This is a genomic window from Halanaerobium salsuginis (genome assembly GCF_900114545.1).
GTDB classification, from domain to species: domain Bacteria; phylum Bacillota; class Halanaerobiia; order Halanaerobiales; family Halanaerobiaceae; genus Halanaerobium; species Halanaerobium salsuginis.
The window spans coordinates 85,429-98,605 of the sequence record NZ_FOTI01000001.1; the positions used below are offsets into that span (position 1 = coordinate 85,429).

General features: G+C 33.5%; 14 protein-coding genes. 12 read left to right on the forward strand and 2 right to left on the reverse strand.

What is annotated here, in order from left to right; all coding sequences use genetic code 11:
* Positions 1-82 precede the first annotated feature (82 nt).
* The 4 genes from alaS (at position 83) to BMZ74_RS00455 (ending at position 6,448) form a co-directional block, all read left to right on the forward strand.
* Positions 83-2,719 (forward strand): alanine--tRNA ligase, encoded by a 2,637-nt coding sequence (alaS, locus tag BMZ74_RS00440; RefSeq protein ID WP_089857963.1) that lies wholly within the window; start codon positions 83-85, stop codon positions 2,717-2,719.
* Between the two features lie 82 nt (positions 2,720-2,801).
* The gene (locus BMZ74_RS00445; protein WP_089857967.1) at positions 2,802-3,062 is read left to right on the forward strand and encodes an IreB family regulatory phosphoprotein; all 261 of its coding nucleotides are present in this window, start codon (positions 2,802-2,804) and stop codon (positions 3,060-3,062) included.
* 206 nt (positions 3,063-3,268) lie between these two features.
* Positions 3,269-4,549 carry a Gfo/Idh/MocA family protein gene (locus BMZ74_RS00450; protein ID WP_089857969.1) on the forward strand — a complete coding sequence of 427 codons (1,281 nt, stop codon included), beginning with the start codon at positions 3,269-3,271 and terminating at the stop codon, positions 4,547-4,549.
* A gap of 111 nt (positions 4,550-4,660) precedes the next feature.
* Positions 4,661-6,448: an ABC transporter ATP-binding protein gene (locus BMZ74_RS00455; RefSeq protein WP_089857971.1), complete on the forward strand. Its 1,788-nt coding sequence runs from the start codon at positions 4,661-4,663 to the stop codon at positions 6,446-6,448.
* A 2-nt stretch (positions 6,449-6,450) separates the two neighbouring features.
* Here the strand turns inward: BMZ74_RS00455 and BMZ74_RS00460 are convergent, their stop codons facing one another.
* On the reverse strand, positions 6,451-7,284 hold the full coding sequence (locus tag BMZ74_RS00460) for an AraC family transcriptional regulator (protein ID WP_089857973.1): 834 nt from the start codon (positions 7,282-7,284) through the stop codon (positions 6,451-6,453).
* 92 nt (positions 7,285-7,376) lie between these two features.
* On the opposite strand from BMZ74_RS00460, the gene ruvX reads away from it, so the two are divergent.
* The 7 genes from ruvX (at position 7,377) to BMZ74_RS00495 (ending at position 12,191) form a co-directional block, all read left to right on the forward strand.
* Positions 7,377-7,790, forward strand: a complete 414-nt coding sequence (ruvX, locus tag BMZ74_RS00465) for a Holliday junction resolvase RuvX (protein ID WP_089857976.1) — start codon at positions 7,377-7,379, stop codon at positions 7,788-7,790.
* A gap of 46 nt (positions 7,791-7,836) precedes the next feature.
* Positions 7,837-8,097, forward strand: a complete 261-nt coding sequence (locus BMZ74_RS00470) for a DUF1292 domain-containing protein (RefSeq protein WP_089857979.1) — start codon at positions 7,837-7,839, stop codon at positions 8,095-8,097.
* A 73-nt stretch (positions 8,098-8,170) separates the two neighbouring features.
* Positions 8,171-9,178 (forward strand): endolytic transglycosylase MltG, encoded by a 1,008-nt coding sequence (gene mltG / locus BMZ74_RS00475; RefSeq protein ID WP_089857982.1) that lies wholly within the window; start codon positions 8,171-8,173, stop codon positions 9,176-9,178.
* Between the two features lie 17 nt (positions 9,179-9,195).
* A complete protein-coding gene (locus tag BMZ74_RS00480; RefSeq protein WP_089857984.1) occupies positions 9,196-9,846 on the forward strand; it encodes an O-methyltransferase in 651 nt (216 codons plus the stop codon).
* The gene (locus tag BMZ74_RS00485) at positions 9,833-11,068 is read left to right on the forward strand and encodes a peptidase U32 family protein (RefSeq protein WP_089857987.1); all 1,236 of its coding nucleotides are present in this window, start codon (positions 9,833-9,835) and stop codon (positions 11,066-11,068) included. The genes BMZ74_RS00480 and BMZ74_RS00485 overlap by 14 nt, the downstream gene beginning before the upstream one ends.
* The gene (locus BMZ74_RS00490; protein WP_089857990.1) at positions 11,068-11,301 is read left to right on the forward strand and encodes a DUF4911 domain-containing protein; all 234 of its coding nucleotides are present in this window, start codon (positions 11,068-11,070) and stop codon (positions 11,299-11,301) included. Before BMZ74_RS00485 ends, BMZ74_RS00490 begins: the two co-directional genes overlap by 1 nt.
* Before the next feature lie 200 nt (positions 11,302-11,501).
* Entirely contained in the window at positions 11,502-12,191 is a 690-nt protein-coding gene (locus BMZ74_RS00495) for a cell wall hydrolase (RefSeq protein ID WP_089857992.1), read from the forward strand.
* Between the two features lie 66 nt (positions 12,192-12,257).
* Here the strand turns inward: BMZ74_RS00495 and BMZ74_RS00500 are convergent, their stop codons facing one another.
* A complete protein-coding gene (locus BMZ74_RS00500) occupies positions 12,258-12,515 on the reverse strand; it encodes an AbrB/MazE/SpoVT family DNA-binding domain-containing protein (protein WP_089857994.1) in 258 nt (85 codons plus the stop codon).
* 201 nt (positions 12,516-12,716) lie between these two features.
* Between BMZ74_RS00500 and BMZ74_RS00505 the strand changes: the two genes are divergently transcribed.
* Positions 12,717-13,157 carry a Fur family transcriptional regulator gene (locus BMZ74_RS00505; RefSeq protein WP_089857998.1) on the forward strand — a complete coding sequence of 147 codons (441 nt, stop codon included), beginning with the start codon at positions 12,717-12,719 and terminating at the stop codon, positions 13,155-13,157.
* Positions 13,158-13,177: the final 20 nt, after the last annotated feature.

Consider the following 13,177-nt stretch of genomic DNA (forward strand, 5'->3'; position numbering starts at 1 on the left):
TACAGCTGATTTTAAATCAATAATAATTTGATTTTAAATAATAGAAATAAACTATTAATTAATTTAAGGAAGGAAGGTTTCAATGATAAAAAGTGGAGATGAAATACGACAGGCTTATCTTGATTTTTTTGCGTCAAAAGGACACTTAGTTTTAGATAGTGCACCTTTGATTCCAAAAAATGATCCTAGCCTGCTCTGGATAAATGCTGGTATGGCTCCCTTTAAATCTTATTTTGATGGCAGCCTTGAGCCACCAAAACACAGAATTACTACCAGCCAAAAATGTATTAGAACAAATGATATCGAGAATGTTGGAAAAACTGCTCGTCATCATACTTATTTCGAAATGCTGGGCAATTTTTCTTTCGGTGATTATTTTAAAGCAGAAGCAATTAACTGGGCCTGGGAATTTGTAACTGAAGTTTTGCAGCTTGATACTGATAAACTCTGGATTACAATTTATGAAGATGATGAAGAAGCTTTTGAAATCTGGCATGATGAGGTTGGCCTGGCAGAAGAAAGAATTATTAGAATGGGTAAAAAGGAAAATTTCTGGCAGATTGGAACTGGTCCTTGTGGTCCCTGTTCTGAAATTCATTATGACCGTGGTGAAGCTGCTGGCAACTCAGCTGAAGATGTTATTGGGGGAGAAGGAGATCGCTTTCTAGAAATCTGGAATCTTGTTTTTACTCAATATAATTATACGGAAGCGGGCGAGTATTTAGAATTACCAAATAAAAATATAGATACCGGTATGGGTCTGGAAAGAGTGGCTTCTATTTTACAGGAGACGGAAACAAATTTTGAAACAGATTTAATTAAGCCGCTAATTGACCAGGTAGTAGAAATGACAGGAATTCCTTATCGTAAGGATCAAACAACAATAACTGCTTATCGAGTAATCGCTGATCATATTCGCTCAGTAGCAGTTGCTATTTCTGATGGAGCTTTACCAGCTAATGAGGGCCGGGGTTATGTAATTCGACGTTTAATTAGACGGGCTGCTCGTTATGGTCGCAAATTAGGTTTTGAAAATCCCTTTTTATATAAACTAGTTGCTAAAACAGCCGAAATTGTAGAGGCTGTTGCTCCAGAACTTAAAAACCAGCTAGAACATGTAGAGAACGTAGTCAAATCAGAAGAAAAAAGCTTCTTACAGACACTGGCTCAAGGTCTCAGTATTTTAGAAGAACTTCTGCTTGAACTTGAAGCAGAAAACAAAAATTTGATTAGTGGCCAGGATGCTTTTAAACTATATGATACTTATGGATTCCCATTTGATTTGACAGAAGAAATTGCTGCTGAGTCAGGCTTTAAAGTTGATCAACAGGGCTTTGATCAGGAGATGGAACTGCAGCGTCAGCGAGCTCGAGAAGCAAGAGAAGAGACTAACTTTAGTCGCGGAGAGCTGGAGAAAACTTATGCGGAGTTCAAGACAGAATTAGCAGCAGAACCATTTACTGGCTATAATTCTTTAGAGGAAAAAGCCAAAGTGGTTGCTCTTTTAAAAGAACAGCAGCAAGTTGATTCTCTGTCAGAAGGAGAAGTAGGAGAAGTAATTTTGGATAAAACTCCTTTTTATGCTGAAAGTGGAGGTCAAGTTGGTGATGAAGGCTTAATTACTGGTGATGAATTTAAAGCTGAAGTACAGGATACTTCTAAAATAGCTGGAGTTGTTGTCCACCAGATAAAGGTTAAATCAGGTCTGTTTAAATCAAAGCAGGCGGTAAAAGCGGCTGTTTATCCTGATCGCAGAAAGGCTACTGCACGGCACCACTCGGCAACTCACTTGCTGCAAAAAGCTTTGCAAAAAGTTCTGGGAGATCATGTTAATCAATCAGGCTCTTTAGTAGCTCCAGATAGACTTCGTTTTGATTTTACTCATTTTGCAGCTCTTACAGAAAAAGAGCTAAAAGAGGTTGAATATCTGGTTAATCAGGCTATTATGGCTAATTATCCAGTGACTACTTTGAATAAATCTCTGGCAGAAGCTAAAGCAATGGGAGCTATGGCTCTTTTTGGAGAAAAATATGGCTCTGAAGTTAGGGTAGTTAAAATGGGAGATTATAGTCTTGAACTCTGTGGTGGAACTCATGTTAATGCAACAGGAGATATTGGTTCTTTTAAAATCATTGCAGAAAGTGGTATTGCAGCTGGAGTAAGAAGAATTGAAGCTGTCACAGGAGAATTTGCTCTTGATTATTTTAATCAGAAACTTAATATTTTAAATACTGCAGCAGCTGAATTAAAGACTGAAGCTGATAATTTACCGCTCAGAATTGAACAATTACAGCAACAGAATAAAAATTTGAATAAAGAAATTGCTGACCTGAAGCAAAAATTAGCTGGTTCTAAAAAAGATGATCTGCTTGCTCAGCTGCAAAAAAAGCAGGGAGTTAATTTTTTAACAGCAGATTTAACTGGTTTTGATAGTCAAAGTTTAAGAGATTTAGTAGATCAATTGAAAGACCAGCTTGATTCAGCTATAATTGTTCTGGCCAGTAAAGCCGAAAATAAAGTTATTTTTGTAGCTGCTGTGACCAAAGACTTAATTGAACAGGGTTTTAAAGCTGGTCAGATAATTGCTCGAGTTGCTAAAATTGCTGGTGGTGGCGGTGGAGGAAGACCTGATATGGCACAGGCCGGAGGATCTCAACCAGCTAAAACTGCTCAAGCATTGGCAGAAGTCGAGGCAATAATTACTGAAACGGTAGGCTAATTTATTTTACAAAAAACAAGGTATTTGTAGGCGGCTGCCGAATTAGATAAATAGGGCAAATAAAATGACAGGATGTGATAGCATGGCTGCAGATGATTTTAATGATAAAACAATGCGCTTTAAAATTAATAAAGAAGATTTAAGTGAAGCTGGTTTTGTACTCAAAAAAGTCTCTAATGCTCTTGAGGAAAAAGGCTATAATCCTATTAATCAAATTGTAGGCTATTTACTTTCTGGTGATCCTGCTTATATTACCAGCTATAAAGATGCAAGAACAATGATCAGAACTATTGATCGCGATGAGATTATAGAAGAGTTATTGAAATCCTACCTAAATTATTAACTAATTCTTAAATTTAATAGAGCTTTGAAAACTTCTACCTTTTGCCGGGGGTAGAAGTTTTTTATAATTATTTTAAATAAACAGAAATATTTAACTATAAATCAAAAAAAGTTGAAAATAACTTTATTATAGCAATAAATGTCTTGTTATTAATCTTTTTTTTATATAAAATTCACTTAGATTAAATTAAATCTAAGGAGGAATAAATGATGAGATATGCAATTATAGGTACAGGATCCCGTGCCGCTATGTACTATGAGGCACTAGTTAAAAATGAAAAAATTGCAGCTGAAAACGAATTAGTTGCTTTACTAGATTTAAATCAGACTAGAATGGATTATGTAAATCAGCAACTAGAACTTAGTCTGCCTACATATAAACCACATCAATTTGAAGAAATGATAGCTAAAGAGAATATTGAAGGAATAGTAGTTACTACTAAAGATGCCCATCATCATGAATATATTATTAAAGGATTAGAAAAAGATCTTAAAGTTATTACCGAAAAACCAATGACTACTAATGAAGAAAAAAATCAGGCTATTTTAGATACTATGGCAGCAACTGGCAATGATTTAACTGTTACTTTCAATTATAGATATTCTCCCTATCGTTCTAAATTAAAAGAACTGCTGCAATCTGGAGTAATTGGTCAGATTACAATGGTTGAGTTTCACTGGTATCTTGATACTACTCATGGAGCAGATTATTATCGCCGCTGGCACGGTGAGAAAAGAAATTCTGGTTCACTGTGGGTGCATAAGGCAACCCATCATTTTGATTTAGTCAACTGGTGGCTTGATTCGGCTCCGGCAGAAGTTTTTGCATTTGGTGAAAAAAGATTTTATCAACCAGAAACATTCCCTTATCGGATGCGCTGTCATAACTGTGATGCAAAAAAAGAATGCAAATTCTATCTTGACCTCAGTGCTTCCGAAAAGCTAACCGGACTTTATCTAGAAGCTGAAAAAGAAGATGGTTACTTTAGAGATCGCTGTGTTTTTTCGCCAGAAATTAATATTTGGGATACCAGGACTTTAACTGTTAAATATCAAAATAGAGCTTTATTAAGTTATTCACTTAATAACTATGCTCCTTATGAAGGCTACAAAGTTGCTTTTATTGGAACTAAAGGTAGAATAGAACAGGATGTTGTAGAGGCTTCCTATATCAGTGGTCATGATGGTAAACTAGAAAGACAGACTTCTGAAAATAATATTCGTATGGAAGTTTTTCCTCTTTTTAAGGAATCATATCTAATTGAAACCGAAGTAGAATCAGAGGGTCATGGTGGTGGAGATAAACGTCTCCTGGAAGATATTTTTCTGGAAAATCCTGCTGCAGATCCGCTGCATCGGCAAGCTGGGGGCTATGATGGTGCAATGTCAATCCTGACTGGAATTGCTGCCCGCCGTTCAATTGAAAAAGAACAGCCAATTAAAATTTCAGCTTTAGTAGATTTTCCAGCTGAATTTGAATTAAAATAATTTTATTAACAAAAACTTATAGATCAGGCTTCTGAAATATTTCAGAAGCCTTTTGCTCTATCGGCAGTGTTTTGTAATTCTGCAAAAGTTGAATTTAGGAGGAATATTAAATTGAGTTCATTTAAAAGGTTTTTAGCTTATGTAAAGCCTTATTGGTACTATATTTTATTTGCAGCTTTTGGTGGTATGATAAAATTTGTTTTGCCGATGATATTTCCCCAATTAATGCGTTATTTTATGGATGAATTTTTAGTTAATGCTGCAGTAATAAATGATACACTTAGAAGTGAATATGTCAGTAAAATAAGTTATTATTCTGCAGTTTTAATTGCAGTCTATTTTTTTATCTGGATTCCTGGAGTTTACATTCGACATAAATATTCTGGTAAGCTGGCCCAGAGTGTTATTTTTGATTTGCGTTATAACCTTTATCGTCATATTCAGCGGATGTCTGCTTCCTATTTCGATCATAACAAATCAGGTGGAATAGTAACTAGATTAATTAGTGATATTCAGATGTGTCAAAATATGCTGGGCAATGCAATGACTAATATCTGGATTGATGGGTCTATTTTACTATTTTTGTTAGTAATAATGTTTAAAATGGATGTCGTTTTAACTTTGATTAGTTTAGCAATTTTGCCCTTTTATATCATAATAATAAAAACAATCGGGCAGCGGGTTAAAAGATCAAGTTTACTTGTGCAAAATGAAATTGAAGATATGCAGGGAGATATTCAGGAAAAAATTTCGGGAGCAAATGTAATTAGAGCTTTTACAATGGAAAAACAGGAAGCAGATCGTTTTGCACAAAAATCTAGAAAATTATTTGACTTTAATATGACGAGAGTTAAGCTCTCGGCAGCTAATAATGCTTTAAATGGATTTCTAATTAAAATTGCTCCAGTGATTATTGTCTGGTTTGCTTCCTTAAGTGTTCTTAATGGACGATTAACCATCGGAGAAATGACAGCTTTTTATGCTTATCTTGGTATGTTTTATATGCCGATTGAAAGATTTTCTCAACTAAATGTTGTTTTTTCTAACTCAATGGCAGCAATAGAACGAGTATTTGAAGTTTTTGATCAGACTCCTGATGTTCAGGAAAGTAATTCAGCTGGTAAATTAGAAAATGTAAAAGGAGCTGTTGAATTTAGAAACGTTTCCTTTGCTTATAATGAAAATGAAAAAATTTTAACTGATATTAATTTAAAAGTTGAGCCTGGTGAAAAGATTGCTTTTGTTGGAGCAAGCGGAGCAGGGAAATCTTCTCTAGTTAATTTAATTCCCCGTTTTTATGATGTTTCTGCTGGAGAAATTTTAATTGATAATCAGGATATTAGAGATTTTACTTTAAAGTCTCTACGAGAAAATATTGGGATTGTGTTACAGGAAGCCATTCTTTTTAGTGGAAGTCTAAAAGAAAATATTTTGTATGGCAAAAAAGATGCAACTGCTGATGAGATAATAAAAGCTGCTCAAGCAGCAAATGCCTATGATTTTATTATGGAATTTGAAGCAGGTTTTGAAACAGAAGTTGGAGAACGCGGTTCAATGCTATCTGGAGGACAAAAGCAGCGCTTAACAATTACCAGAGCATTTTTAAGTGATCCAGCTATTTTAATTTTAGATGAAGCAACTTCAGCACTTGATTCTCGCTCCGAAAATTTGATTCAGGAATCACTAGAAAAGTTAATGGAAGGTCGAACTACTTTTATTATAGCTCATCGGCTCTCTACAATAATGAATGTAGATAAAATAGTTGTTTTAGAAAATGGCAAAATCAAAGAAGTTGGTACTCATCAGCAATTACTGCAGCAAAATGGTATTTATACTCAATATTTTAAAGAACAATTTCAGGAAGCAATAAAATATTCAACAGAAGAGTTAAGCGATTAAAACTAAATTTGCTTAAGTTTTCTATATTCCAGAGGAGAAAGTTTAGTATAAGACTTAAAAATACGTCCAAAGTGGGTAATATTATTATAGCCAACTTGACTGGCGATTTCAGTAATACTCAGTTGAGTTTGCTGTAATAACTTACCGGCTTCTTTAATTCTGACATTATTTTTATATTCGACAAAATTAAAGCCAGTTACTTCTTTAAAAGCTCTACTCAGGTAAGCAGGACTATAATTAAATTGTTTAGCTAGTCTGGTTAAACTTAGTTTTTCAGTAAAATTCTGACTAATATAAGTAGCAATTTGGGAAATATTCTCATGCTTTTGGTCGGGATGAATAATATTCTCTTTAACTAAACTCCCAGCAATACGTTTGATAAATATTAAAATTTCGATAAATTTAATTAAAAGAGAGAGTTTGTGTTCAGCTTTGTTATTTTGGTATTTTTCATTTAAGAGCAGAAATAGTTTTTCTTCTAGCCAGAGCTGCTGTTCAGGATTTAAATTTAAAACACTTTTATTTGCTTTAAAAATAGAAAAAAGTTGTGCAGTTTTCATTTCAGACTTTAAGTTATTAAAAGAATTTTCTTCAAACTGCAGTAAAATTCGCTCATGAGCTGGATTTTTTTTATTAATTGTAGTTGTTTTATGAAGAATATTTTTGTCTATTAAAATTAGATCTCCCTTTTTAACATGATAACTTCGCTTGTCAATAAAATAATTTCTTTCTCCAGTTAAAAGATAATAAATTTCATATTGTTCATGGTAATGCTTTTCTTCCATATTAAAAGAACCTTTTTCCCGTTTAACATGGGTTATTGTTAGATCCTGCATAGTCTTCCTCCCTAAAATAGCAATTGATTTGCTTATTTACTAAAATAATTATATAATAATTAACTGAAGAAATAAAATTGGAGGCAAAATCTTTGCGAATTTTAGGAATTGATTATGGTAATAAAAGAGTTGGAATAGCAGTTAGTGACGAACTTGGCTGGACTGCTCAGCCAGTAACAACTCTTGCTATGCATGGGCATCAGGAATTGTTAACAGAGCTAAGGTCTTATCTGGAGAAGTATCAGATCGAGCAAGTAGTAGTTGGTATGCCATATAATCTGGATGGCTCACTTGGTAAAAGAGGTGAAATTACTCAAGCTTTTATTAATTTTTTGCAAAAGAACTTAACTATTCCAGTTGTGATTCAAGATGAGCGTTTGACAACCAGTCAGGCTAATAGAATTCTGCTTGCAGCTGATGTAAGCAGAAAAGGCAGAAAAAAAGTTGTTGATAAACTGGCTGCTGTCTTAATTTTACAGGCTTTTTTAGATAAAGAGATAAATTAAGTTAGAAATTAATTAGAGTTTAAAAATATTTAAGGAGGAATAAATTATGGCTGCAGGAGAATTTTGGATTGATGAAGCAGAAAAAGAACTTGTCTTAGTTGATCAGGATCAAGAAAGTAGATTTGTAATTGAGGATGATCTAGTCGTTGATGGTGTGAAATATCTAATTATCATTGCTGCTGATGCTGCTGAAGATGAAGCTGCAACAGTAGTGAAAATTTCTCATGATAATGGAGAAGAGATTATTATACCAGTTGAAGCTGAAGCAGAATTTAATAAAGTTCAGCAGGCATATCTTGATGCTTAATCAGCATTAGAAAATAATACAATCATTTTATAAATTAAGCAATTATTGTGACTGGCAAGAAATGAGGTAATCTGTGAAAAAAACAGCTTTTATATTTCTAATCTTTATCATTTTACTTGGCTTTTCCCTAAAATGTTATTCTTTGATTGGACCGGTTGATCAGGGAAATCCTGAGCAGGTTATGGTTGAAATAAAAAAAGGGATGACTGGTAAAGATATTTCGCAGCTTTTAGAAAAGAAGGGACTTATAAAATCAAGTTCTGTCTTTTATGTTTTACTAAGATTAAAAGGGATTAATAATCTCAAGGCAGGTTATTACAAATTTTTGAGCACTGATTCCCTTTTTATTATTTTGACTAAAATAAGACAGGGGCAGGAAGAAATTTTTCAATTAACAATTCCAGAGGGATTTACAGTTGCTGAAGTTATTAAGCGGTTTAATGAACTTGATTTTCCTGATTATAAAGCAAGCTTACTGCAAAAAGAGTTAAGCCGACAAGCTGCAGCAGCTAAATTGTTTCAACTTGATTTTTTACAGAGTGGGGATCTCATAGAACCAGCTGAAGGACTTATAATTCCTGATACTTATAATTTCCCGTTAAGTTATACTGAAAAACAGTTGGCAGCAGCTTTAATTGGTGATTTTAAAACAAAACGTCTGCCAGAATTAAAACAGGCAGCTTTAAATAGTGAGTATTCAGCTTATCAAATATTAATCATTGCCTCTTTGATTGAAGCAGAAGGTAAAATTGCTGCTGAAAGAAAAATAATTGCTTCGGTTATTTATAATCGTCTTGCTCTGGGAATGCCTTTACAATTGGATGCAACTGTTCAATATTTACTGCCAGAACGCAAAACAAGAATTTTATATAGTGATCTTGAGGTTAAATCACCTTATAATACTTATCAGATAAAAGGACTGCCGCCTGCTCCAATTTCTAATCCAGGAGATTCGGCTCTGCAGGCTGCTTTTAAGCCAGCGGCAACAGATTATTTATTCTATTTTGCTAAAAAAGATGGGAGCCATGTTTTTAGTAAAAATTATCAGGAACACCTGCAGAAGCAGCAGGATATTAATTAAATTTAAGGAAGTTAATTATGAAACTTACAGATCTTAATAATAAATTTTCTCAACAGAAATGGATTGTAGAAGAACTTAAAGAACTTGAGCTGCGCTGTCAAGAAGACCATATTCCGCTTTTAGATCGTGATGCGGCTGATTTTCTTAAATTACAGCTTAAAATTAAACAGCCAGTAAAAATTCTGGAAATTGGTACAGCTTATGGATTTTCTACTTTGCTGATGGCTAAATATTCTGCAGCTAAAGCTAAAATAACAACTGTTGAGCTGGAGCCAGAGTTAGTTGAAATTGCCCGACAAAATTTTATTAAATATGATTATAATGATAAAATTAATCTAAAGGCAGGAGATGCCTTTGATGTTTTATTGTATCTGCAGGATAAATTTGATTTTATTTTGCTTGATGCTGCTAAGGGACAGTATTTATATTTATTAGAATATGTGTTTGATTTACTTAAGCCTGGTGGTATTTTGCTGACTGATAATGTACTCTATAAAGGTCTTGTTTTAAAACAGGGCCCAATAAGACATAAAGTTAGAACAATAGTTAATAATTTAAGCGATTTTTTAAAATTGATTATGAATCATCCTGAACTTGATAGTACAATTATTACGGCTGGAGATGGAATGGCTTTAAGCAGGAGGAAGATTTTAAATGAAGAAAGTTGAATTACTGGCACCAGCAGGCAGTTTAGCAAAATTAAAAACTGCCATTTTCTTTGGAGCTGATGCTGTTTATTGTGGTGGCTTGAATTTTGGTTTACGCGCAGGAGCAGATAATTTTACTATTGCTGAATTAAAAGCAGGAATTGAATTTGCACATCAAAAAGATAAAAAGGTTTATATGACTCTGAATATGATTCCTCATAATCAGGAATTAGCTAAATTACCTGATTATTTAAATCAGATTAAAGAGCTGCAGCTTGATGCTTTAATTATTTCTGATCCAGGGGTATTAAGCCTGGTAAAGAAATCAATGCCTGAAATGGAGATCCATATCAGTACTCAGGCTAATAATGTTAACTGGGCAGCGGCTCTTTTCTGGGCAGAACAGGGTGCTGATCGAATTATTCTGGCCCGGGAACTTGGCAAAACTGAGATAAATGAAATAACAGCTAAAACTAAAAATCAGGCTGAAATAGAAGTTTTTGTTCATGGTGCAATGTGTATTTCCTATTCTGGACGCTGTTTGTTAAGTAATTATCTAGTCGGACGTGACGCTAACAAAGGAGATTGTGCCCAATCATGCCGCTGGCAATATCATTTAGTTGAAGCAAAAAGGCCGGGAGAATACTATCCAATTGTTGAGAATGAACAGGGAACTTTTATTATGAATTCCAGGGATTTAAATTTAGCGGAAGAAATCCCAGAACTAATTGAAGCAGGGGTAAGTAGTTTAAAGATTGAAGGACGCATGAAAAGCATTCATTATACTGCAACTGTTGTTAATACTTATCGCCAGTTGATTGATGGCTATTATGCAGACCCAGCTCATTATCAACCGGATCCAGATTTGCTGGCAGAATTAACTAAGATCAGTCATCGTGATTATACTAAAGGCTTTTACTATGGTAAACCTGGTTCTGATGGACAGCGCTATCAGAGTTCATCTTATGTCAGAAGTTATGATTTTATGGGAGTTATTCGAGATTATGACCTAAAAAAAGCTGAAATTTTGGTTGAGGTTAGAAATAAAATTTTCACAGGTGATCAGCTTGAAATAATTACTCCAGGTAGAAAATCATTTACAATAAGAGTAGATTACTTAATTGATCAAGCAAGTGATCAGCAGATCGAAACAGCTCCTCATCCTAAACAGCTGGTCCGGATACCTGCTCCTGATTTTATAAAACCAGGCTCACTTTTACGCAGAATAAAGGAAGATCAATAATGGCTAAAACTACAGAAAAGTTATTTTATCAAGTTGATCCTGTTCAGATAAATTTTATTGATATGATAATTAAAGCTTACGAAGGTATTGGGATTGTTAATGTTGACCATCAAAATAAGGGCCGGATCTGGATTGAAGTTACTGCTGGTACAAAGTTAGAAGTGAAAGAAGTAATGAGAGATTTAGGTCAGCAGTTTGAGGTCGAATATCTAGGAGAAAATAGAGCAGACTAATTTTTTTATTGAATTTGTCCGGGCTGATTAAAGAAAATAATGAATATTTAATGTAAAATAAGAACATTTGACAAGCCGACTTTTATTGTTTATTATTAATATGATAATTAAAAGTAATTATTAATAAGTATTAATTTAATCTTTTAAGTGATGTTCTTAGTTTATATTTTAACTTGTTTTATGATAAGGAGGTAATTTAAATGCTGAGCAGAGCTAAAATTTTAGCTTCAGTAATGCTACTCCTGTTGATGATTTCTTTTGTCAGTCTGGAAAAAGTAGAAGCTTTAGATATGTATGAGTTTGGGACAAGAGTGATTCGCCAGGGAGAAGAAGGAATAGATGTTGCAGTGTTACAGCATAAACTAAAAAAAATAGGTTACTATCAGGGTCATGTTGATGGTTTGTATGGAAAAGGTACGGTAGCAGCAGTGAAAAAATTCCAGCAAGCAAATGGATTACAGGTAGATGGTGTTTTTGGGAAAAGTTCTTTCGCTGTCCTGCCTAAATTGAATGTTGAACTTGAATATAATATTTCGCGAGATGATATCTTACTGTTGGCCCGGGTAATTAACGGTGAAGCCAGAGGAGAAGATTTTAAAGGCAAGGTTGCTGTAGGTTCCGTAATTTTAAATAGAATTAAAGATAATAAATTTCCGAACACTATTCGGGGAGTTATCTTACAAAAAGGTCAGTTTAGTAGTTTGATGGATGGTCAGGCTAATTATTATCCAGGTGAGGAAGAATTGCAGGCTGCTCGAGCGGCTTTATTGGGTTATGATCCGACTAGAGGGTCTATTTATTTTTATAATCCTGATGTAGCTACAAATACTGGTTGGGTATCTCGCCAAAGTTATGTTACTCGAATTGGCGGACATGTATTTATGAGATAAAAAAAATAGCACCAATAAGGTGCTATTTTTTTAGTCAATTAATATCCATTTTTTAGAATAAATGTATTATTTTTTATCCTGTTGTAGTTCCTGCATATTTCCCATGCATTCACCACAGATAGTTCTACCTTTATATTCAATAGTGTCATCTGCACTACCGCAGAAAATGCAGGCTGGTTCATATTTTTTTAAAATTATTTTTTCCTCATCAACAAATATTTCCATGGGGTCTTTTTTATTAATATTCATAGTTTTCCTCAATTCAATAGGAATTACCATTCTACCCAAATCGTCAATTTTGCGGACAATACCAGTAGATTTCATGTTAATTCTCCTTTCTTAACAAATTTCGACAAAATATTCTTATTTATTACATTATACATTTATTCATACTCTTAGTCAATAGTAAAAAGTTATTTTTCGAAGTAAAATATGGTATTTAAAAACAATAATTCGAAAAAATTATTAATTTTTTTGAAAATCTATGATAAAATAAGATTAGTCTTCAATAAAGAGGTGTTGTTAATGGAAAACTTAAGAGAAAAATTTAAGTTGAGATTGGCTGAGAACAACTATAAACTAACTAGACAGCGAGAAATAATTCTAGAAACTATTCTGGAAAATAAGCAGTGGCACTTTACTGCAGAGGAATTATTTTCTGAAGTTAGAAAAAAAGAAAAAGAGATCGGTATGGCAACTATTTATAGAACTTTAGAATTAATGAGTAAGCTTGATATTCTTAATGTACTGGAATTTAATGATGATTCCCGGAAATATGAGTTATATCTTAAAGAATCTCACCATCACCATTTGATCTGCAAAAATTGCGGTAAATTGATTGAATTTAACGATCAAGATATAGATTATTTTGAGAGTGAGTTAGAAGAAAAATATAATTTTAAAATAACAGAACATAAACTGCGGTTTTATGGCTATTGTGAAAAATGCAGTCAGGAAATTAATTGAATAACAAGGATTTTTAACTC

Coding starts and splice junctions, on each gene's coding strand:
- BMZ74_RS00500 (WP_089857994.1), bottom strand. CDS start 12,515: ATGAAATCTACTGGTATTGTCCGCAAAATTGACGATTTGGGTAGAATG.
- alaS (WP_089857963.1), top strand. CDS start 83: ATGATAAAAAGTGGAGATGAAATACGACAGGCTTATCTTGATTTTTTT.
- BMZ74_RS00445 (WP_089857967.1), top strand. CDS start 2,802: ATGGCTGCAGATGATTTTAATGATAAAACAATGCGCTTTAAAATTAAT.
- BMZ74_RS00495 (WP_089857992.1), top strand. CDS start 11,502: ATGCTGAGCAGAGCTAAAATTTTAGCTTCAGTAATGCTACTCCTGTTG.
- BMZ74_RS00480 (WP_089857984.1), top strand. CDS start 9,196: ATGAAACTTACAGATCTTAATAATAAATTTTCTCAACAGAAATGGATT.
- BMZ74_RS00505 (WP_089857998.1), top strand. CDS start 12,717: ATGGAAAACTTAAGAGAAAAATTTAAGTTGAGATTGGCTGAGAACAAC.
- BMZ74_RS00490 (WP_089857990.1), top strand. CDS start 11,068: ATGGCTAAAACTACAGAAAAGTTATTTTATCAAGTTGATCCTGTTCAG.
- BMZ74_RS00450 (WP_089857969.1), top strand. CDS start 3,269: ATGATGAGATATGCAATTATAGGTACAGGATCCCGTGCCGCTATGTAC.
- BMZ74_RS00470 (WP_089857979.1), top strand. CDS start 7,837: ATGGCTGCAGGAGAATTTTGGATTGATGAAGCAGAAAAAGAACTTGTC.
- BMZ74_RS00485 (WP_089857987.1), top strand. CDS start 9,833: ATGAAGAAAGTTGAATTACTGGCACCAGCAGGCAGTTTAGCAAAATTA.
- BMZ74_RS00460 (WP_089857973.1), bottom strand. CDS start 7,284: ATGCAGGATCTAACAATAACCCATGTTAAACGGGAAAAAGGTTCTTTT.